Annotated in this window: 17 protein-coding genes; 2 read left to right on the top strand and 15 right to left on the bottom strand. The window is 63.6% G+C overall.

All coding sequences use genetic code 11. The annotated features are described in order from the left end of the window. Window positions 1-128: 128 nt before the first annotated feature. The 13 genes from XH83_RS13875 to XH83_RS13815 all read right to left on the bottom strand — a co-directional run bounded on the left by XH83_RS13875 (window position 129) and on the right by XH83_RS13815 (window position 17,432). The gene (locus tag XH83_RS13875; RefSeq protein WP_194408258.1) at window positions 129-1,247 is read right to left on the bottom strand and encodes a helix-turn-helix transcriptional regulator; all 1,119 of its coding nucleotides are present in this window, start codon (window positions 1,245-1,247) and stop codon (window positions 129-131) included. A 108-nt stretch (window positions 1,248-1,355) separates the two neighbouring features. Then, a complete protein-coding gene (locus tag XH83_RS13870; protein ID WP_194407529.1) occupies window positions 1,356-2,471 on the bottom strand; it encodes a helix-turn-helix transcriptional regulator in 1,116 nt (371 codons plus the stop codon). A gap of 145 nt (window positions 2,472-2,616) precedes the next feature. Continuing rightward, window positions 2,617-5,829 (bottom strand): autotransporter domain-containing protein, encoded by a 3,213-nt coding sequence (locus XH83_RS13865; protein WP_194407528.1) that lies wholly within the window; start codon window positions 5,827-5,829, stop codon window positions 2,617-2,619. A gap of 220 nt (window positions 5,830-6,049) precedes the next feature. Beyond that, on the bottom strand, window positions 6,050-8,866 hold the full coding sequence (locus XH83_RS13860) for an autotransporter outer membrane beta-barrel domain-containing protein (RefSeq protein ID WP_194407527.1): 2,817 nt from the start codon (window positions 8,864-8,866) through the stop codon (window positions 6,050-6,052). Between the two features lie 222 nt (window positions 8,867-9,088). Next, entirely contained in the window at window positions 9,089-9,337 is a 249-nt protein-coding gene (locus XH83_RS13855; RefSeq protein WP_194407526.1) for a hypothetical protein, read from the bottom strand. 119 nt (window positions 9,338-9,456) lie between these two features. Then, window positions 9,457-10,422 carry an AraC family transcriptional regulator gene (locus tag XH83_RS13850; protein WP_194408257.1) on the bottom strand — a complete coding sequence of 322 codons (966 nt, stop codon included), beginning with the start codon at window positions 10,420-10,422 and terminating at the stop codon, window positions 9,457-9,459. A gap of 236 nt (window positions 10,423-10,658) precedes the next feature. Beyond that, on the bottom strand, window positions 10,659-11,810 hold the full coding sequence (locus XH83_RS13845) for a LuxR C-terminal-related transcriptional regulator (RefSeq protein ID WP_194407525.1): 1,152 nt from the start codon (window positions 11,808-11,810) through the stop codon (window positions 10,659-10,661). Window positions 11,811-12,115: 305 nt separating this feature from the next. Next, window positions 12,116-12,613, bottom strand: a complete 498-nt coding sequence (locus XH83_RS13840) for a hypothetical protein (protein WP_194407524.1) — start codon at window positions 12,611-12,613, stop codon at window positions 12,116-12,118. A gap of 443 nt (window positions 12,614-13,056) precedes the next feature. Next, a complete protein-coding gene (locus XH83_RS13835) occupies window positions 13,057-13,479 on the bottom strand; it encodes a hypothetical protein (RefSeq protein WP_194407523.1) in 423 nt (140 codons plus the stop codon). A 12-nt stretch (window positions 13,480-13,491) separates the two neighbouring features. Beyond that, window positions 13,492-13,713: a hypothetical protein gene (locus XH83_RS13830; protein WP_018319783.1), complete on the bottom strand. Its 222-nt coding sequence runs from the start codon at window positions 13,711-13,713 to the stop codon at window positions 13,492-13,494. A gap of 130 nt (window positions 13,714-13,843) precedes the next feature. Then, entirely contained in the window at window positions 13,844-14,659 is an 816-nt protein-coding gene (locus tag XH83_RS13825) for a lytic transglycosylase domain-containing protein (RefSeq protein ID WP_194407522.1), read from the bottom strand. Window positions 14,660-14,778: 119 nt separating this feature from the next. Continuing rightward, window positions 14,779-15,582: a shikimate dehydrogenase gene (locus tag XH83_RS13820; protein ID WP_194407521.1), complete on the bottom strand. Its 804-nt coding sequence runs from the start codon at window positions 15,580-15,582 to the stop codon at window positions 14,779-14,781. After that, a complete protein-coding gene (locus XH83_RS13815; RefSeq protein WP_194407520.1) occupies window positions 15,579-17,432 on the bottom strand; it encodes an NAD(P)/FAD-dependent oxidoreductase in 1,854 nt (617 codons plus the stop codon). Before XH83_RS13815 ends, XH83_RS13820 begins: the two co-directional genes overlap by 4 nt. A gap of 177 nt (window positions 17,433-17,609) precedes the next feature. Here XH83_RS13815 and XH83_RS13810 point away from each other — a divergent pair, with 177 nt between their 5' ends. Together XH83_RS13810 and XH83_RS13805 are read left to right on the top strand one after the other, a co-directional pair. Continuing rightward, the gene (locus tag XH83_RS13810) at window positions 17,610-19,235 is read left to right on the top strand and encodes a long-chain fatty acid--CoA ligase (protein WP_194407519.1); all 1,626 of its coding nucleotides are present in this window, start codon (window positions 17,610-17,612) and stop codon (window positions 19,233-19,235) included. A 46-nt stretch (window positions 19,236-19,281) separates the two neighbouring features. Then, window positions 19,282-20,493 carry an acyl-CoA dehydrogenase family protein gene (locus tag XH83_RS13805; protein ID WP_194407518.1) on the top strand — a complete coding sequence of 404 codons (1,212 nt, stop codon included), beginning with the start codon at window positions 19,282-19,284 and terminating at the stop codon, window positions 20,491-20,493. Between the two features lie 84 nt (window positions 20,494-20,577). Here XH83_RS13805 and XH83_RS13800 read toward each other — a convergent pair whose 3' ends face one another. Then, window positions 20,578-21,486 (bottom strand): amino acid ABC transporter substrate-binding protein, encoded by a 909-nt coding sequence (locus XH83_RS13800; RefSeq protein WP_194407517.1) that lies wholly within the window; start codon window positions 21,484-21,486, stop codon window positions 20,578-20,580. A 131-nt stretch (window positions 21,487-21,617) separates the two neighbouring features. Then, window positions 21,618-22,037 carry a nuclear transport factor 2 family protein gene (locus tag XH83_RS13795; protein WP_194407516.1) on the bottom strand — a complete coding sequence of 140 codons (420 nt, stop codon included), beginning with the start codon at window positions 22,035-22,037 and terminating at the stop codon, window positions 21,618-21,620. Window positions 22,038-22,118 lie beyond the last annotated feature (81 nt).

Raw genomic sequence — 22,118 nt, 5'->3', positions numbered from 1 at the left:
GATGCCTCTCTAGAAGAGGACAAAAAAAATCGCGTCATTCGATCGTATGACGCGCGATAACTTTCTAATGATGTTACTGTTTGAACCCAGCGCGAGCTGCAGCGATCAGTCAGCGGCGCGGCTGCGCGTCAGTGCAGAAGCGGATTGGAAAATCCGGCCGCAAGCTTGACGAGATCGGCCTGGCGGGACACGCCGGTCTTGGCGAAGACCCGATGCAGGTGCGTCTTCACCGTCGTCTCGGCAATTCCCAGCGCCGCCGCGGTCTCCGGCACACCGCCGACCTCGACGATCGACTGCAGAACTCTCAGTTCCGCAGGCGTCAATTCGAACGTGCGGTCGATCAGGCCGGCACATGAGCGGCTGTCGAGTTCCGCTTTCCAGACGAGCAAGGCTCCGACAGCCGACGTCCGCTCCGTCGCGCCATCGCGCAACAGCGACGGCAGCGCGATCACATGAGCGACGTAGTACGACCCGTCATGCGACGTCAGGGGGATCTTTCGGCCCTCGGCCGCCGCCACCGCAACCTCTCCTGGATCGCGGAAGATATTGCGCAGGGCCCGGTTGGCGTCGGGCGATCTCGTCACCAGCCGGCCCGATATCGAGCGCAGGACATCGTCGGTCGCCAGGATCGTCTCCGCGGCCGGATTGCTGTGGACGATCCGGCAGGCCGCATCGAGCAGGACGACGCCGGCATTCAGGCGATCCACGACGTCGGCCAGCGCGGTCGCGCGTTGCTGTTTCCGCTCGATCGCGCGGTTGATCAGCAGCGCCCGGCTCGCATGCGGGACCAGCGACTGCATGCGCGCGCGTTGCCCGGCGTCGAGCATCTCCCGGCCCGGGATGACGGTCATCAACATCGGACACGGCGACTTCGATTGCTCGAGCACCACGTTGGCAACGTCGACGCAGCCCTGGGGGCGCAGCCATTCCTGATAGAAGCGCCCGCGGCGGTACTCGTCGAAATTCACGAGGTCCGGAATGTTGCGCACCTCGCCGTACTGGGGCAGCCGGGCGAGCGGATCGTATTGCGAATAGGTTTCGGAATAGAGCTGGATGTAGTGCGGATCGACCCCGCAATAATAATGGGTCGCACCTGATTTGCTGACCGTATCCTTCGAGATCAGGCCGCAGGCCTGGCTGCCGATGAACGCATTGAGCATGACGACGACGTCGCCCCACAACTCAGGGTGGAGCCCTGCATCATAGATGCTCTCGATCAGCTCGGCGTGATTGGGAACTCGGGACATCCGAACAGCCATGGTCAAACGCGATTGCGGAAATGTTCTACACGCCCGGAGGCTATGGTGAGTCTGTCCCGGCGACAAAAGGTTCAACGCCCACTGCGGTCGTGCCGGTCAATTGACGAGCGGATTGGCAAACCCTGCCGCGAGCTTGACGAGATCGGCCTGCCTGTTGACGCCGGTCTTGGCGAAGACGCGGTGCAGATGCGTCTTCACCGTACTTTCCGCGATGCCCAGCGCGGTCGCCGTCTCCGGAACGCCGCCGATGTCGACGATCGACAGCAGCACGCGGAGCTCTGTCGGCGTCAGGTCGAAGGTCCGCCCGATCAATTCGCCCCAGGATTGTCCGTCGAGCGACACCTTGCGCAGCAGCAGCGCGCCGGCGGCATCGACGACGCGCTCGCTGCCGTTCCGCAGCACGGAGGACAACGGCAGCATATGAGCGACATAGCGCTCGCCCGTAGACGACAGCAGCGGCATGGCATGGCCGCGAGCGGCAAGCAGCGTGGCATTGCGGCCCGAAAATGTCTCGCGGAACTTCTGATTGGCTTCGGTGCTGCTGGTCACGAGCTGTCCGGCGATGGTGCGAACCACGTCGTCGGCTGCAAGCAAGGCGTGACCGGCCGAATTCGCGTGCACCACGCGGCAGAAGGCGTCGAGCAGGAAGATCCCGGCCGTCAGATTGTCGAGGACATCAGCCAGTGCCGTCGCCAGCGTGAGTTCCGCGGTCATGGTGCGGTTGATCAGGAGCGCGCGGCTGGCGTGCGGCACGAGGAGCGAGAGGCGGTGCTTCATGCCGGGATCGACCATGCGGCGGTCCGACAGCACGGTCATCATCACGGGGCAGCTCGCATTCGACATCTCGAGCACGACGTTGGCCGCATCGCTGCAGCCCTGCGGCTGCATCCATTCCTGGTAAAAACGCCCCTTGCGATATTCTTCGAATTCGACGAGGTCCGGAACACTCACAACCTTGCCGTGTGGCGGCAGAACCGTGAGCGGATCGAACTTCGCATGCGTGTCGGCATAGAGCTGGATGAAATGCGGGTCCGCCCCGCAATAATAGTGAGTGACGCCGGATTTGCTGATCGAATCCTTCGAAAACAATCCGCAGGCCTGGCCGCCGACGAAATCGCGGACGCCGGCGACGACGTTGTTCCAGAGCGAGGGATCGAGCCCGGCATCGTAGATGGATTCGACGAGGTCTGGCAGTTTCTGCGGTCCGGGCATGGCTCGAAATGGCACTGGAATGATCAATGCCGGCGAGATTAACACAGCGGACGCATGCGACATCCTCCGATCGGAGGAGGCGCCGGCCGGGCGGATGGCACCCGGCCGGCGGCATCGTGTTCGAGCCGCCAGGGCTGATGCCGGCTCAGAACGCGACGCGAACGCCGCCTTTCGCCGTGCCGGTGCGGCTCTGGTCGGACATCATCACGCCCTCGACCGCGCCGAACACGGACACGTTCGCCCCGGTGCGATAATCGAAGCCGAAGCCGGCCACCGCACCGACCGTGCTACGGCTGCCCGGCGTCACGAACGACAGGTTCTGCCCGAGGAGCACTGCGTTGATGCCGGTGTCTCCGGCACGCTGGAGCGCGATCACGCCGCCGTGGATGTTGGCCTTGAGCTCGCCGCTAGCAAAGGCGGTGACACGTGAGAGATCGACCTCGCCGCGCTCCTCGAAATCCTGCAGCGTGCGGCTCCCGATGGATAGTCCTTGTGCCGAACCGCTCTCGCTGTAGCCGTCGAACCGGCCCGCGACATAGCGCAGCCGCGCCGTCGGCGTCAGCGCGTAACCGTTGCCGATGTTGAGCCTGTAGCCATAGGCGACTTCCGGACTGACGTACCAGCCGCTGTAATTCGCTCTCGCCGTCTCCAAGACGCCGACCGCAGCATTGTTCAGCACCAGCCGGCGCGATTTGTTGTCGGCATTGCCGCCCTGCAGCGAGAAGTCGAAGAACTGCGAGGCCCATTCGAACCGGCTATAGGCGCCGGCGAACACGTAATTGGTGTCGACCGACTGCGAGTTGAGATCGACCGAGAGGCCGCCCTGCCCGCCGCCGAGGAAGGCGCCGACCAGCCAGTCCGGCCGCACCTTGCGGTCGAGGCCGATCGCCCCGCCCCACGCGGTCGAGGCTGATCGCAACGTCGATGCCGTCTCGTCCTGGATGCGCTGGCCGCCAAAGCTGTTGGCCCAGACCGTGATCGGCGCCGGATCGGTCCACAGGCTGCGCGGCGCCTTGGTGAAGGGCCCGGCCTGCGCGGTCTCCGGCGCATAGGCCATCGCCATCATGTTGCTCCCGGCCGGCCCGGCACCGCCGCTGAGGCGGCCCTGCACCAGCGAGGACACCCCGCCGGTGAAATCCATCAGCGTGCGATCGGTCTGCGCCAAAGCGGTCGGATCGAGCGTTGCGAGCGTCAGGCCGGAGGCAACAGACGGGCCTTTGAAGTTGCCATTAGAGACGGTGGTGTTGATCGTACCCTCGAAGTTGACGAAGGTCGGGAGCTGAATCGTGGTCAGTGACGACACCCGCGTCGTCGGCGCAACGAGATTGACGTTGACGACGTCGGCCCCGAAGCCGAAATCAACCACGCCGTTGATCTTGGAGCCCGGCAGCAGGGTCAGCGTATCAGCCGCATTCGAGAGCAGGATCGCTGTGCCGCCGGTGCCGATGATCGTGCCGGAGTTCGTGATGTTTGCTGCCCCGCCCGAGCTGATACCGGTGCCACCGGAGATGACGCCGGAATTGAACAGGGTCGCGGTGGTCGCCGCTCCGACCGCCCCGCCCGCCGCTCCCGAGATCGAACCCGCATTGTTGAGGACAAAATGCCCCTGCGAAAGGACGCCATGGACACTGCCCGAGATGACACCGCCCGCAGCGTTCGTCAAATCGAGGCCGCCGAGGGTCTGTATGCCGTAGCGCCCCGAGATCGCACCGGCGTTGATGATTGTTGCCTGCCCTTGGGCGAAGACCGCAGGCGCCGTCGGCGCACCCTGGATGGTGCCCGAGTTGTTCAAGGTGAGATCACCGAAGACTTGAACCGCGCTGCCAGCCACCGACCTAAGGATACCGGAGTTGCTGATGTCAGCGGACTGCGCGTCGATGGCGGCCCCACCGAGCGTCGACTCCATGATGCCGGCATTGCTGACCTTGACCTCGTCCCCACTGACCGCAAACTGGCCAGCGGAAATCAGCCCGCCGGCCGCGTTCTCGACGGTCGCCTTACCGGTGGCACGGATTCCAATTCCGCCGCCGATTCCGCCCTTGATCGTGCCTGCATTGAACACGCTGGCGTTTGGGCCCGCGGAAATCGCGACAGCACCGAGGCTCGTGCCCAGGATCGTGCCGCCTGCATTGTTGTTCACGGCCACAACGCCTGCCGACGAGCGGATCCCGAAGCTTTCGCCCGAAATCAGGCCGGTGTTGGCCGTCACATTCACGGTGTCGACGTCGATGCCGACGCCCCCGGTTGCCAACGCTGATATTTGTCCGGCGTTGGCAACCGTCGCGGTGGTCGCCCGGATGGCCTTGCCGTTGGCGTCGAGCGCCGAGATCGTGCCGCCCACACCGTTGGAAATTGTTGCCGTGTTTGCCAAAATACCACGTGTGCCGCCGGAGATGAGGCCAGTATTTGCTGACACCACCACTGCATCCGCTTCGATAGCCGCACCGTTGGTAACCTTTGCGGAGATTTCACCGGCATTGGTCACCGTCGCGGTACCGCTGACAACAAAGACGGCAATGCCGCTTGGGCCGGTGGCCTCGATCAGCCCGCCTGCGCTATTGTTGATGGTAGACGACGTGATGGCAGTGATCGCGGTGTGGTGACCTGCGATGCGACCCGTGTTGCTTGCAATGGTCACGGTCCCGCCGGAGATGCCGGTCCCGCCGGCTCCGGCTGCGGCAATGACGCCGGCGTTGTTGACGACGACATCGTTGCTCGCGACTATCGCCAAGCCGTTCGATCCGGCGATGAAGATCTGCCCCTCGCTGTTGTTCGTGACTGTGGCATTGGTGGCGACGATTCCGAACCGATCACCCAAAACAGTGCCGGAGTTGGCTGTGACGTTGACCGCATCCCCCCTGATCGCGGCCGCGTCGGTGCCAAATGCCACGATCGTGCCGGCGTTCTCGAGGCTCACTGTGCCTGACAGAGCGTCGACTGCAATGCTGTTCGCGCCACGCGCATCGATGCGGCCGGTGCTCGTGTTGATCAAATCCACGCCCTGAAGCGCGGATATCCCGGTTTGTCCGTTCGTTACATCGGTGCGGATCGAGCCGGCATTGTTGACGGTCACGCGACTCTGCGCGATGCCGATGTTGGTACCGATGACGCTGGCCCCCGCAACCACGTTGATGGTATTGCCGCTATCCGTGGCGGTGCCGTAGCCCGTCGTTCCGTTCGCGTCGGTCGTCGTTCCCGTGCAGGTCACGATTGCGCCGCTGGTCGGCGACGGAGGCGTGCACGCCGCCTCGGCACGACCGCCAAGGATCCAGGGCATCAGTGCCAACGTAAGCGCGGTGGTCGATCCCCAACTCAGGAGACGGCTGCGTTGCGCGACGGACCAATTCATTCCCGGCATCTTTATATCCCCAGACGATTTCACAGGCCGAAAGCGCCATCCCTCGCTGTCCGCGGCAAACGCGGGACGGAGATCGAAACGCATGATTCTTCGATTGGCAGCGTAGGCACGCGGTTTCCTTCCAGCTTGGAGGGAAACGTCAGCGGCTTTGCCGGAAACGAACCGGCGCATAATCCGCGGGCGTGTTGCATGAGCGCCATAGATCAGCATGCACCCGCTTTCAGAACGCGACGCGAACGCCGCCTTTCGCCGTGCCGGTGCGGCTCTGATCGGACATCATCACGCCCTCGACCGCGCCGAACACGGACACGTTCGCCCCGGTGCGATAATCGAAGCCGAAGCCGGCCACCGCACCGACCGTGCTACGGCTGCCCGGCGTCACGAACGACAGGTTCTGCCCGAGCAGCACCGCGTTGATGCCGGTGTCGCCGGCACGCTGGAGCGCGATCACGCCGCCATGGATGTTGGCCTTCAGTTCGCCGCCGGCAAAGGCGGTGACGCGCGAGAGATCGACCTCGCCGCGCTCCTCGAAATCCTGCAGCGTGCGCCCGCCGACGGATAGTCCTTGCGCCGAACCCGTTTCGCTGTAGCCGTCGAACCGGCCCGCGACATAGCGCAGCCGCGCCGTCGGCGTCAGCACATAGCCGTTGCCGATGTTGAGCCTGTAACCGTAGGCGACCTCCGGGCTGATGTACCAGCCGCTGTAATTCGCTCTCGCCGTCTCCAAGCCGCCGACCGCAGCATTGTTCAGCACGAGGCGGCGCGATTTGTTGTCAGCGTTGCCGCCCTGCAGCGAGAAGTCGAAGAACTGCGAGGCCCATTCGAACCGGCTATAGGCGCCGGCGAACACGTAATTGGTGTCGACCGACTGCGAGTTGAGATCGACCGAGAAGCCGCCCTGCCCGCCGCCGAGGAAGGCGCCGACCAGCCAGTCCGGCCGCACCTTGCGGTCGAGACCGATCGCTCCGCCCCACGCCGTCGAGGTCGCACGCAGCGTCGATGCCGTCTCGTCCTGGATGCGCTGGCCGCCAAAGCTGTTAGCCCACACCGTGATCGGCGCCGGATCGGTCCACAGGCTGCGCGGTGCCTTGGTGAAGGGCCCGGCCTGCGCGGTCTCCGGCGCATAGGCCATCGCCATGATGTTGCTGCCGGCCGGCCCGGCGCCGCCGCTGAGGCGGCCCTGCACCAGTGACGACACGCCGCCGGTAAAGTCCATCAGCGTGCGATCGGTCTGCGCCAGCGCGGTCGGGTCGAGGGTTCCGACGGAAGTACCGGAGACAACCGAGGGGCCGTTGAAGTTGCCGTTCGAGATGTTCGTCTTGATGGTGCCCTCGAAGTTGACGAAGGTCGGGAGCTGAATCGTGGTCAACGACGACACCCGCGTCGTCGGCGCAGTGAGGTTGACATTGACGACGTCGGCCCCGAAGCCGAAATCGACCACGCCGTTGATCTTGGAGCCCGGTAGCAGGGTCAGCGTATCCGCAGCGTTCGACAGCTTGATCGCGGTGCCCCCGGTGCCGGTGACAGCGCCGGAGTTCGTGATGTTGGCAGCGCCAAGCGAGAGGATACCCACGATGCCAGCAATGGAGCCGCTGTTATTCACGTTGACGACGTTGGCGAGCAGCGCAGTTCCGTCGATCGAACTTGTCCCGCGAATCGTCCCGGCGTTCACGAGGTTCACCGTGCCCGCCGACAATATTCCGTCCGCGCCGATGATAGTGCCAGAAGCCGCGTTCGTTATCGTCAAAGGCACATCCGGGTTGGCAAAATGGAGGATCGCCGCCCGGTCTGCGACTACGCTTCCCGTGTTGACGATCGTTCCGCCACCTCCGATATGAAGGGCCTCTGATGCGCCGCTGCCTCGGATCGTTCCGGAATTCTCCAGCTCGAGCGTGCCGACCGTTCCTATCGCGAATGCGGTCCCCGCTCCCGAAATCAAGCCGGAATTCCTGACCGTGGCCTTGCTCGCGAATATTCCGAGAACGTCTCCGGAGATCGTGCCCGAGTTCGAAACCGAGACATTGGTACCTGAGACACCCCACGCTCCCGAGATGGAGCCGGTGTTGACGACCGTTGTCTGGAGACCCTGAATTGCAACGCTGTTTACGGCGAAGGACGCGATCTTTCCGTCGTTTGTAACCGTCACGGTCCGGCCCTTGACGCCTCCCAGGTCCGCCTGGATCAGTCCGGTATTGGTCAGGTTGACGATGTCGGAATCGATCGCAAGGCTGTTGCTGGCAAGTCCGACGATCTGCCCGGCATTCGAACCGGTGAGCGCCCTGACGGATATCACGCTGCCGTTCGGATCAATTTGATTGATCCGCCCCGTTCGGTCGTTCACCAGATTCATCGTGTCAGCCGCGATCGCAAAGCGACCGCCGGTAATTGTGCCCGTGTTGCCCAGGAGGTTCACGTTGGTGCTGCTGAAGATCGCCGTTCCGCCTGAAGCGGCTTCTATCCTTCCGGAATTCGTCACGGCGATCGTTCCGACGCTGCGGATGCCAGCTGCGGTTCCTTCTATGGCGCCCGAGTTGAAGACCTCGCTCCGCTCGGTGTTTCCCGCATTGACCGCAGTTCCGTTGATCCCTGATGCCGTAATGGAGCCCTCATTCCGCACATGCAGCTCAGATCCCACGACGGCACTGGCATTGTTTCCGGTGGCAGAGATGATCGATGACGTCCCGATGTTATTGATGATGGCCGTGCGATTGGAATCGACCGCAAAGTCGCCACCCGTGACGGTGCCGGAATTGTTGACTGTACCGGTCTCGAATACCAGACCGACGTCCGTTCCGGTCAGCGTCGCGCCGGGACCGATCACGTAGGTGTTGCCGACGTCGATAAGCGTGCCATAGCCGTTGGTGCCATTTGAATCCGTCGTCGTCCCAGTGCAGCTCACCGTCGCGTTGTTGACGGGGGAAGCCGGCGAACAGGCGGCTTCCACCCGCTTGATCACGAAGCAGGGCGCCAGCAGCAGCGCCGCTGCTGAAATTCGCAAAAGCCGATCATTGACGGTCGTAAGACGCTTACGTTGCATAGCAATTCCCCGGTCGATGCCTTCACCGCCGGGGGCGTGCAGGCGTTCACCATCGACCTCCTCCGCTCGGATGAGGCCGATCGCCGCGAACTGGATTCGCGACCCCTAAGGTAGAAACTTCAGCAAGGTGCGACTTGGACGAACACGACCGCCGCTCGGCTCAAAACGAACCGAATGCGCTTCGCGCCGCACTGGTGCAGAGTTGCTACACCGCTGCGCCGCTCACGCTTGGTCCCAGCCGTGCTTCTCAGCACATTCCGACCAGACCGCGGCGCGATAGATCTCGGTCCCGCCGGCATCCCTGACGCGGATGAAGGCGTCGCGATCGCGCAAATCGTCGCGCCAGACGAACAGATGCCTCGCCATCTCGTCGGCAACGACGAACGTCGCGTCGGCCTGCTCGAAGACCATGCCGCCGGGATCGATCTTGACGATGTTGCCGACCAGAAGGTCGAAAAAGAAACGGCGCATTCGATACTCCGGCTGCCGATGCCGCACGCAATGCCGTGGTCACGTCTTGGCGATCACGGAACGGGGCAATCTCCGTCCGCCGATCGAAATTGCAGATGACTGAATTCAGTCGCGCCCGGTCAGGGCATCTCGCCGCTCCTGACGTCGCTCGGCGTCGCGTTATAGGTCCGCCGGAAGCAGCGGTTGAAATAAGAGAGATCGCCGAATCCGACGTCGTAGGCGATCGAGCTCACCGTTCGCTCGGCGAATCCGGGTTCTCGCAGCATGCGATGCGCACGCTTGACGCGCTGTTCGATCAGGAACGAGGAAAACGTCTTGCCGTCCGCCTCGAACAGACGCTGGAGATAGCGCGGCGTCACGCCGAGCTCCTGGGCAACCGAAGCGACCGACAGATCCTGCCGCCAGCAATTGTTGGCAATGGAGACTTTCGCCTTCTGAAGCCGGGCCGCCTTGACGCCGCGCCGTCCGGCCAGCTCACGCGTCTCCCCGGTCGCGCCGAGGACGAGCGCCAGGAGATCGTGCAGATGCCCGACCCCGAGCTGCCGGAGCTCGGGCGTCGCGAACGCTTTCTCCCGCACCAGCGTCACCGCGTAGTCGACCAGCAATCTGAGCCCGGCGGAACTTCCCGGCATGACGCGCATCACGGCATCATCGACGTCCACGATCATCGGCGCCAGAACGCGCCTCGGGACGCGCAACGAGAAGCAGCTCCCCAGCGACAGACGCTCGAACGTCGTGACGTCCTCCGCACTCGTCAGGACCGCCTCCCCGGCATGGAGCCTCAAATCGTGTCCTCGCTCGGATATCCCGAGAACGCCCGACCTGTTCACGATCAGGGCGAGGCTGTCGTCGCCGTCGGACACGAGCTGCTTGGTGCGAATGACCCGCGCTCCGTACAGTCCGCCGAACAACAACTGGGCTTCCGGCAGGACGTGCGACGTGAAACTCGCCGCGGCCGGCTTTCCTTCTCTTGCCTCGACCTCCGCCTTCAACACTCCACGACAATAGAAATCGCGAAGCATCGAAATGCGCTCACCTTCTGGAACTTCGTTCGTTGAAACATTGAGAACCGAAAAATCAATCATGCTGCTCACTGCAATCTCTCCAACCGACGAGCAGGCCGGCCATTTGCTGTCGTTCCCCACACGCGCATTCGATGCCGTCGCGGCATGTCCGTGCGGCGCACGCTGCTCTTCTTCTCGGAAGCGCGATATACGAAAGTCTCGAATGACTCGCGTCCTGCGTTCGGAGGACCCGCGAGATCGACCCATCACAATGGATTGAGAGCGCGGCGCGTAACATCGAGGCGCGCGGAAACGTATTAGGTCGCCTTGTCGTCGCCGCTCGCTCGCCGCGCGAACGGCACGGCAAAGCCGGCAGCGATCTTCACCAGATCGGCCTGCCTGCCCGCGCCCGTCTTTTCAAACAGACGCCCAAGGTGCGTTTTCACGGTCGTCTCCGCGACGCCGAGTTTTGCAGCGATGTCGGGAACACCGCCGATCTCGATGATCGCCATCAGCACGCGCAATTCGGATGGCGTCAGCCTGAAGGCCGCCGCGATCGCGTCGGCGGCGAGCAAGGGCAGCATGGAAGCTCTTTGAACGAAGAGCATCGTGGCCGCAATATCGCGCGGCAGGTTGCGTTCCCGCTTCAACGGAAAGGCATGAAGCAGATAATGCTGCCCATCGGCCGACGTCGCAAGCTCAATCTGACGAGGAGCTGCAGGGTGTACGCCTGAATCGATTTCGCACAAGCCGCGGAATATTTTGTCGGTCTGGGTGTTGCGGGCCACGATCCGGTCGCCAACCAGCGCAAGCAGATTGGCATCGACGAACAATTGCCGGCATGCCGCGTTGGCGTGGACGACCCGGCCATCCGCATCGAGCAGGCAGATCGCAATGTTCAATCCGTCGAGCACGTCGGCAAGGTCGTCCACCGTGTGAGAGCGAGCGCGGATCTGCCGGCCCATGGTCTGCGATCGCTGGATGTGCGGAGCGAGCAACCGCATGCGATCGCGCATCGCATCGTCGACGGTTCCGCGGGAGCGATGGCGCAACACCTGCAGAATCGTGGTGCGGGCGACGGTCTTCTCGAGTTCGACCGTCGCAAGGTCGATCGCCCCTTGCGGTTCCACCCACTCGCGATAGAAGCTCGTCTCACGAAACTCCGCATGGGGCATGATGTCGGTCACGCCGATCGCCTGTTCGGACCCGAGGGCGAGATGACGATCGAGCAGAGGATCGAGCTCCACGTAACGGTCCCGATAGAGCTGACGGAAACGGGCGTCGGTGCCAAAATGCTGGTGAATCTCGATCGAAAGCCGCGCTGAGTCCCTGGACACGATCATCGCGGCACAACCGCCGACGAAATGCGAAACCTGCTCCAGTGCGCGGCTACGTAGCGCTGGATCGACCGCCGCATCGTAGATCTCGCCGATGAGGGACGAGAACCGATTTGCCTGGTGGGTCGTCATCGGGCGGACAACGCAATCGGCGCGCGGCCCGCGCGAGTCGGAGAGTTCGCGATCGGGAAACTGACGGAGAAGACGGGCCGGTCAATTGCCGCCTTCGACGAGGGAAATACGTTGCAGCCGGAAGCTGGAATATCGAACATCGTCCTTGCGTAACGTCAACCGCAGGGTGCGGCTTGGACTGTTTCGCCAAAGACTAGGATAAATGCGAACACCACGCGGACTGTGTGCGATGAGTCACGCGCCTGCTCGCTGCCATCGACTTCTCGGCTGCCGTCCTGCCGGTTTTCACAGCCCGCATCGGCAATCTATTTCCGGTTCTCCTCACAGAACTTCAACGCGGCCAGCGCTTCGCCGGCGCGCGGTATCTGCATCTCGATACTGTCGTCGTCATCGTCCTCGAAGTCGAGCGTGAGGCGCCTCGCCTTCGACAGGCGGTCCATCATCGACTGATCGTATTCGAAGATGCCGCGCACGGTGGTCTTGTCCATGACCTCCCACTTCGCCCTCTTCATGATGTCCGCATCGTCCGTGCCGACATCGGCCCGCAGGATCTCGCCGACCGTCTCCCATTCCCAGCCATCGTAGATCATCACGATCACGATCGCCTTTTCGGAATAGGTGATCACGATGACATAGTCGCGGTTCTCGTCATCCTTGTCCTTGTAACCACGGCTCGCGTTGCAATGCGTGTCCTGCGTCCGCTTTTCGATGGTCCAGTCGCCGACCTTGGATTGTTGCGCAAGCGCCGGCGCGCTGTCCAAGACGCCCGCGGTCAGCAAAGCGGCGAGAAGAAATCGTTTCATGTCAGCCTCCAGCGCGTTCCCCAGGCCGAGATGACCACCTCCGCGGGAGAGCCGCAAGGGGAGAGCCATAAGGGCCGCGCCAGCCGCAAGACGTGCCTGAATCCCCTGTCCGGCCCCCGACATTCGCGCGGCCGCAGCGCACAAACCCACCTGCGGGTTCCCCCGCGAAACCCCTTTCCCGATGCGACGAAACACGCCTGAAACAGAAGGCCGTCTAAGTGGTTGTCAAAATAAATACAGGGACGGCCACCATGCAATTCCTTCTCGACCTGATCTACGACTATGCCTGCTGTCAAAACCTCGTCGCCCAGCCGCCACAGGAGGACGAGTTATGATCGAGCTGATCTCCGCCCTTCTCGCCCTTTGCAGCGTCGGCGTTTTTGCGGCGCATGCGGTGGATGCCTACCGCACCACGCACTACTGACCGCTTCGCTGCTCCGGCGCTAGAACGGCCGCCGGTAGAAATGCTCCGAATGCGTTGCCGGCGGAAACCGATTGGCAAGCGCCAACGCGCCCTTCTCGTCCGTTTCGAGCGCGATCTTCTGCGCCAGCATCACGTCGCCCGGCACCAGAAAGCCTGACGGGACGAAGCACCATCCCATCGTCGGATGCCCGGCCTCGTCGATCTCGTGGACATTGGCAGCCGTGCCGTAGTGAATGCGATAGGTCTTGCCGGTATCGCAACCTACGACGTCGAAATACCGGTACTGCTCGAACTGGGCGCGCTGCGCCGGCGACAGCCATTCGGCCAGAAGCCGGCGGCCACGCGCGTCCGGCGTGTTCTCGCCGAAGAACCGTCGATAGAGTTCCCGCAGCGCATGCAGACGCGCACGCGCCGGCGCGCGGAGCCAAACTGCCGCAATCATGTGCAGCTCAGATCAACCGCCGACCAAGCGGGGATAGAACAACGTTTCCTGCGCGGTCGGGTCGAACGATCTGATGCGGGTGACTTCGCCGGGTCCGTTGCGAAGGGCGGCGGTGAAGCCGGCGCCGGTCAGCTCCCGAAAGCGTCGTTCGGCTCGCGCCAGCGCTTCGGCATTGCCAGGATCAAACTCGTGGCGCGTGTCGCCAGTCTGGTCCATCACGATCTGGGTTGCCATGTTGAGTCTCCTCATGCCCACCCCTGAATCTGATCAAAGCAAACCTCGTGCCGTCGGTTCCCGATAGCAACAACTTTCTCGTGCCCGCGCATCACGCCTTGCTGAACATGACCGTTATCGAGCGAAGTCGTCAGCGGGAGGCCGCCGCCCCTCCACCTTCGTCGATTTGACGGCCCATCAAGGCGATCGCCTTCTGATAGACGCCGGCGGCATTCCAGGCCTCGATGGCGGCGAAATTCGGCTCGCCAGGCTGATAGCCGGCGCCGGCGCGCCAGCCATGCGCTTTCAGGAAATTTGCCGTCGAGTTCAGCGCGTTGGCGGCCACCTCGAGATTGCCGGTGCCATAGGCCAGGATGTTCTTGGGCATGAACTGGGTCTGGCCGACCTCCCCGTGCATGGAGCCGCGGGTCGCCCCCGACAGCGTGCCGCGGTCGATCAGCTTCAAGGCGGCGTAGAGCTGGTCGGTGAAGAATTCGGGGCGGCGGCAGTCATAGGCAAGAGTTGCGATCGACGACAGCATGTTCTGGTTGCCGCGCTGGCTGCCGAAACCGGTTTCCATGCCCCAGATCGCGATCAGGGGACCGGGCGGGACGCCGTAGCGCTGCTGGATGGAGGCGAACAAGGCCGCCTGCGACTGCTTGAGCTGACGCCCCTTGGCGACGATGGTGGTGGCGCCGCGCTTGGCGAGGAACTGGTCGAGCGTGAGCTGGAAGCTGCGCTGGCCGCGGTCGGCCGCGATGGTGGCACTGGCATAGTTGGTCTGCATCAGGGCCGAGAGCGCAGTCTGGCCGATGCCCTTGCCTTGCGCCTCCGCGCCGAACTCGCGCTTCCAGGCCTCGAAGCCGCCGGGCCCGTTGCCGCAAGTGGCGGCCTCGGCCATGGGCAGAGCGAGCAGCAGCGCGGTCGCGCCGATCACCGCCGTTGCGACTAACCTGCCCTTGATCATTGCGCGTTCCTTTTGCTGCTGCGCGACCGGCTCGCGCGAGCGCATGATCCTACGTCAGTCGCAATCGCTCAAGTCCCGACGGCACCAATCGATCCAGTGAAAGCCCTTGACACCAGCAGTCACGCCTCATCCGTTCCCAGCAGGAAATCCACCATGATGCCCTGGTGCTGTTGGTACATGTCCGTGCCGGTGGCCGTGACACAGCCGAGCTCTCGGGCCGCTGCGATGAACGGCGAGACCTCGGGCCTGGTGATAACGCAGCCGCAATAGGCAGACGGCGCGAGCCGCGCGACATCGACCGGCAGCGGGTCGCCTTGTTTCATCCCAGCGGGCGTCGCATTGGCGACAAAATCCAAGCCTTGGGGATCCCTGGTGCCGGCCCGCACCGGCGCTTTGCCGAGGGCGTTGAGCCGGCCGATCAAGGCGTCGCGGCGCTCAGTTGAGCTGTCATGAACGGCAAGCTCGCTGACGCCGGCCTCGACCAGTTCGCGTGCAATCGCCGAACCGGCACCGCCGGCGCCGACAAGCAGCGCCCGCATTCCCTTCGGATCGATCCCCTTCGCCCGCGCCGCACCGACGAAGCCAAGACCATCCACCATGTCGCCATGCCACGCGCCATCGGCGCGCCGGCGCATTAGATTGACGGCGCCCAGGAAATGCGCACGGTCGGTCGCACTTGCGCAAGCCAGGTAGCAGGCGAATTTGTGAGGGATGGTCACGACGATGCCGTCGAGGTTCTTCAGCCGCGCCGCGACCGCAAGGAAATCGGGCAAATCCGCCGGCGCGACCTGAACGGGCATGAGAATGCCGTCGTGCCCCCGCGCGGCGAAGGCGGCAGTCACGCCTGCCGGAGAGCGCACTTGGGCGATGGGATCGCCGACGATGACGTGGAGCCGGGTCGCGCCTGTCGGGGCCGGGATCATGCCGTTCGGGCCGGAACCGCGAAGCCGTCCTCCGAGGTCAGTTCGAGTCCCTCCAGATTGCCGTCCTTGCGCCATTTGTCGAGCAAGCGCAGGAACGCCACCGGCCCGCGCCAATACTGGCTGTTTCTGGCCGCGATCGGATCGAACACGCCTTCGTTGTTGTAGTAGCCGGGCGTGCACTCCGCGAGATAGGTCTGCCGGCCGATCGCGGCCTTGACGACCTCCTCGACCCAGGCGTTCTCGGCGGCGAGCGTCGGCTCCAGCGTTTTGGCGCCGCGCTTGCGCGCCTGATCGATGACATAGGCAATGTGTCGCGACTGCTCGTCGATGATGTGCGGGAAGTTGGCGCTCTGGCCGGCCTGCACCGTGACGATCAGGAAGCAGTTCGGGAAGCCGCGGCTGTAGAAGCCATGCATGGTCTTGACTCCGTCCCGCCAGCGCTCGGACAGGCTCATGCCATCGCGGCCATAGACCTCGAAGCCCATGCGGCGGGCGTAGTCGGTGCCGACCTCGAAACCGCTGGCATAGATCAGGCAGTCGAGCTCGTAGGCCTTGCCGTCGACGATCACCGCATTCTCGGTGATGCGTTCGACGCCCTGGCCCTGGGTGTCGACGAGATGCACGTTCGGCCGATTGAAGGTGTCGAGATATTCGTCGTGGAAGCATGGCCGCTTGCAGAACGCCTTGTACCAGGGCTTGAGCGCGTCCGCCGTCGCCTTGTCCTTGACGACGGCGTCGACGCGGGCGCGGATCTCCTCCATCTTGCGGTAGTCGGCCTGCTCGATCACCTTCAGCGCCTCCTCCATCGAGGTCACCGGCTGCGGCTGACGACGCGGCGCCAGCAGGATCTCGCCGAGCAGGCCGGTCCAGCCGTCCTGCACCAGGTCCCGCTCGAACGGCTCGCCCGAGATCACGGCGGTGAAATTGTCCATGCGCTCGCGCTGCCAGCCCCTCTTCAGGCTGTCCGCCCAGCCTTGATCGGTCGCGCGATCATCGCGCACGCCAATCGCCGACGGCGTGCGCTGGAAGACATAAAGCTCCTTTGCCGAACGGCCGAGATGCGGCACGCATTGCACGGCGGTGGCACCGGTGCCGATGATGCCAACGCGCTTGTCGGCAAGTCCGGTCAGGCCGCCATCGGCGTTGCCGCCGGTGTAGCCGTAGTCCCAACGGCTGGTATGAAAGCTGTGGCCTTTGAAGGTCTCGATGCCGGGAATGCCCGGCAGCTTCGGCCGGCTGAGCGGACCTCCCGCGAGAATGACGAAGCGGGCAAGGATCCGGTCGCCCCGATCGGTCTCGACCAGCCAGCGCGCCTTCCGCTCCTGCCACACCATCCGCGAGATGACGGTCTGAAACAGCGCGCGCTCGTAGAGCCTGAAATGACGGCCGATGCGGCGCGAGTGCTCGTAGATCTCCGGCGCCCTCGCGTATTTGCGCACCGGCATGTAGCCGGTCTCTTCCAGCAGCGGCAGATAGATGTAGCTCTCGGTATCGCAGGCAGCGCCCGGATAACGATTCCAGTACCAGGTGCCGCCGAAATCGGCAGCCTTTTCCACGATGCGGAAATCATCGATGCCGGCCTCGCGCAACCGCGCGCCGCAAAGCAGCCCGCCGAAGCCGCCGCCGACGACCAGCACCTCGGTCTCTTCACTGACAGGTGCGCGCGCAAATCCGGGATCGGCCCAGGGGTCGTCGAGGTAGCGACCAAAATCGCCCGCTGCCTCGACATACTGGGCCTTGCCCTCGGCACGCAAGCGGCGGTCACGCTCGTCGCGATAGCGCGCACGGAGACCTGCGATATCGACGGTAGGTTCGCCGGCTGCACCGGTCTTGTGTCTTTCCGCTGACATGCATTTCCTCCACGACGAGCGCTGCTTCGCCGGCAGCTCATCTCACGTTAGCCCTGAAAAAGTGACGCATGCAATCGCGTCCGCTGTTTTTTGCGTGAACGCCGCCGGACGTTCCGCTAACCTCGCGCGCAAATCACACGCGTGCGCCACGCAACGACGTGGCTTCCGGAGGAGACCATGCAGGGATTGATGATGGACATGCCGCTTCTGATCAGTGGCCTGATCCAGTATGCCGCGGACTATCACGGCGAAGCCGAGATTGTCGCGCGCGAGATCGAGGGCGACATTCATCGCTATACCTATGCGGACGCCCACCCGCGCATCAAGCGGATGGCGTTGGCATTGAAGCGGCTCGGCATGAAGCAAGGCGACCGCGTCGGGACGCTGGCCTGGAACACGCACCGTCATTTCGAGATGTTCTATGCCGCGCCGGGCATGGGCTATGTGCTGCACACCATCAACCCGCGGCTGTTTCCCGAGCAACTCGTCTACATCATCAACCACGCCGAAGACCGCCTGCTGTTCATCGACCGCGCCACGCTGCCGCTAGTCGAGGCGATTGCGCCGCAGCTGACGACGATCGAGGCTTTCGTCGTGATGTCCTCGCGCGAGAGGATGCCCGAGACCAAGCTTGCCAACGTGCATGGTTATGAGGACCTGCTCGACAAGGAGAACGAGGCCGGCTTCGCCTGGCCGGAGTTCGACGAGAAATCGGCATCCACGATCTGCTACACATCGGGCACGACGGGCAATCCGAAGGGCGTCATCTATTCGCATCGCGCTGCGATCCTGCAGACCATGACCTGCTGCAATTTCGACTTCCTGCCGGGCCATGTCGAAGGCGTCCGCGAAGTGATGATGCCGATGGCGCCGCTGTTCCACGGCAATGGCTGGAACATGCCGTTCACCGCGCCCTACACCGGTTCGAAGCTGGTGCTGCCCGGCCGCAACTACGAGCCTGATAAACTCTATGAACTGCTCGAAGGCGAGAAGGTGACGCTCTCGGCCGGCGTGCCGAGCTTCTGGCTGATCCTGCTCGACTGGCTCGGTCGCACCGGCAACAAGTTCTCCAGCCTGCGCGCAACGCTGTCGTCGGGCTCGGCCCCGCCGCGCGCGATGGTCGAGAAGCTCAAGCGCGACTATGGCATCGACTACATCCAGGCCTGGGGCATGACCGAGGCCCTGGGCTGCTCCATGCCGGGCCTGCGGCCCGGCTCCGAGCACCTCGGCGAGAAGGAGAAATTCGATCGGCGCCAGGTGTCGGGCCGCGCCTGTTTCGGCACCGCCTTGCGCATCGTCGACGATGCCGGCAACGAGCTGCCGCGCGACGGCAAGACCGTCGGCCATCTCCGAGCCCGCGGCCCCTGGGTCGCCTCCGGCTATATGAAGCTGGACGAAGGTCTCGACCGCGACGGCTGGCTGATCACCGGCGACATGGCGGTGATCGATCCTCAAGGCCACGTCACACTGACCGACCGCTCCAAGGACGTGATCAAGTCCGGCGGCGAGTGGATCTCCTCGATCCAGCTCGAGGACGTCGCACTGTCGCATCCCGATGTGCTGCAGGCTGCCGTCGTCGCGATCCACCATGAGAAATGGCAGGAACGCCCCCTCCTCCTCGTCGTCCGCAAGAAGGGCGCGACGGTTGATGGCAAGACGCTGCTCGACCATATGCGCCCGAAAATCGCGAACTGGTGGATGCCGGACGCCGTCGAATTCCTCGACGAGTTTCCGATGACGGGGACCGGCAAGGTGCTGAAGTCGGCGCTGCGCGAGAAATTTAGAGAGTATCGCGTCGCTTAAGCCGGTGCGCCCAAGAAGATTCCGTCCATCGATTAAGGAACGAAAGATGCTTTACCCGATGTCGCCGAGGGTCGTCGAGCTCAAGCGCAAGCTCGAGAGCTTCATGGACCGGCACATCTACCCGAACGAGGAGCGCTTCCATCGCGAGGCGGAGGAGCTCGGACCCTGGAAGGTCTATCCTGTCGTCGAGGAGCTGAAGCCGCTGGCACGCGCGGAAGGCCTCTGGAATCTGTTCCTGCCCGAGAGCAGCCATGGCGCGGGTCTCACCAATCTCGAATATGCCCCGCTCTGCGAGGTGATGGGCCGTTCGCATCTCGCGCCCGAGGTGTTCAACTGCTCGGCGCCCGACACCGGCAACATGGAGGTGCTGGAGCGCTACGGCACGGAAAAGGACAAGCAGCGCTGGCTGAAGCCATTGCTCGCCGGCGAGATCCGCTCCTGCTTCGCCATGACCGAGCCCGCGGTCGCATCATCCGATGCGACCAACATCGAGAGCTCGATCGTACGGGACGGCGACTATTACATCATCAACGGGCGCAAATGGTACACGACCAACGCAACCGATCCCCGCTGCAAGATCTGCATCTTCATGGGCAAGACCGACCCAGATAATCCCGACCGCTACAAGCAGCAATCCATGATTCTGGTGCCGATGGAGACGCCTGGCATCGAGGTGAAACGCCCGCTGCCGGTGTTCGGCTTCTACGGCGTGCCCGACCGGGCCTCCGAGGTCGTCTTCACCAATGTCCGCGTCCCGAAGGAAAACATGCTGCTCGGCGAAGGCCGCGGTTTCGAAATCGCGCAGGGCCGTCTCGGGCCCGGCCGCATCCACCACTGCATGCGGCTGATCGGCCTTGCCGAGCGCACGCTGGAGAAGATGTGCCGGCGGGTGCGCAGCCGCGTCGCCTTCGGCAAGCCGGTCTCCGAGCAGACGGTGACGCAGGAGCGTATTGCGGAAGCCCGCATCATGATCGAGCAGGCCCGGCTGCTGACGCTCAACGCCGCCTCTGCCATGGATACGGTCGGCAACAAGGTCGCAAAGAGCGAGATCGCGATGATCAAGGTCGCCGTGCCCAACATGGCTTGCCAGATCATCGACTGGGCGATCCAGGCTCATGGCGGCGGCGGCACCTCGAACGATTTCGGCCTGACCCAGGCCTACGCCACCGCGCGGCTGCTGCGGCTCGCCGACGGTCCGGATGAAGTTCACCGGAACCAAATCGCGCGGTTCGAGCTGAAGAAGTATTCGAACGGGTGAAGCAAAGGCGCGTATCTTGCCGCGATAAGGCGGAGATGCCCCCTCCCACAAGGGGAGAGGGCGCAGTAACTCCCCGCCCTCGCCTCAGTTCGCCGTATACGCATCCGGATCGGCGCTGGAGCTCGGCTTCTTGAAGGCGTTGCGCAAGGCGGACGACATCGGGACGTTGTAGTTGAGGCCGTTCGGCGGCGTCGGCGATTGCAGCCATTTCTTGTAGAGCACCTCGATCTCGGGGCTTGCATAGAGCTCCGCCGTGGCGCGATCGGCGAGCGCCTTGAACGGCGCATCCTCCCGCCGCAGCATGATGCCGTAAGGCTCCGGCTTCGAGAACGCTTCCTCGCTGATCATGAAGGCTTGCGGCTCCTTGGAGCGCGCGATCGCGACCGCGAGCTGCACGTCATCGAGTGCGTAGGCCTGGGCCCGGTCGGTTTCCAGCAACAGGAAAGCCTCGGCCTGGTCCTTCGCGGGCATCAGATTGATGCCGAGATTGCGTTCGGTATTGACCTTGGCGAGCTGCGTCAGGTTGACCGAGCCGGCGACGGCCGTGACCGCCTTACCCTTGAGGTCGTCGATGGTGTTGATCTTCGCCGCCTTCTTGGCCGCGAACCGCGTCGCACTGAGGAAATGCGTGTTGGTGAAGGCGACCTGCTTCTGGCGATCGGCGTTGTTGGTGGTCGCCGAGCAGTGCAGATCGAGCGTGCCGTTGACCATCAACGGGATCCGGTTCGACGAGGTCACGGCGAGCGTGTCGACGGCGATGTCGGGCATGCCCAGTTGCTTCTTCACGGCGTCGACGATCTTAAGGCAGATATCGATGGCAAAACCGACCGGCTTCTGGTTGCCGTCCAGATAGCTGAACGGGACCGAGGCCTCCTGATAGCCGAGGGTGATCTTCTTGGTCTCCTTGATCTTCTGGAGCGTGCCCGACAGATCTTCGGCCGAGGCCGCACCGGCAAGACATGTCAGGGCCAGGATAACGATAGGTAGACGCATCGGCTGCTCCTCAAGGGGTCTCGCGCCTCCATGCCGGGCGCAAGCGGGGACTTGATAGCGCAGCATCGCTCAAGTCGCCAGACGTGCCCGTGCCTAGCAGCTATCGCAGCTTTCGATACGACGAGACGCGCTTACGCGTCGATGCCGCGCTGGACCAGGATGCGCTCGGCGCTGTCGTTCCAGACATCCATCTTGGTGATCTTGCCATTACGGACCACGAAGCGGTCGACATAACGGTTGCCCTCGAACGGGGTCCCGTCCTTCCACTCGCCGTAAAGCGTGCCGATGCTGTAGACCACGGTCTCGCCGTCCCCGGGGCAGACGTCGAACCGGTCCATCTTCTTCTTGACCCAGCGGTAGCGCTTGGCGTTGAAGGCGGTCGGGCCGCGTGGATGATCGAACGTGTTTCCGCCGGTGAAGGTGATCACCGTGCCCGGTGCCATATAGGCTGCGGCAGCGTCCGGATCAGGGATCATCGATGCCGTGAGATAGGCCTCCACGATCGCGGCGTCGGACAAATGAGCAGCTTCGGTTCTGACGGCAACGGACATGGCTGGTTCTCCCGGGATTGATGGAATACTACCGCCACCTGCGCAAGATCCATGCATATATTTTGAACATTTGCCTCGCTA

It is taken from the genome of Bradyrhizobium sp. CCBAU 53351, assembly GCF_015291745.1.
GTDB lineage: Bacteria > Pseudomonadota > Alphaproteobacteria > Rhizobiales > Xanthobacteraceae > Bradyrhizobium.
Note: the sequence above shows the minus strand (reverse complement) of the source record. Positions and strands in the feature narration are given on the sequence as shown.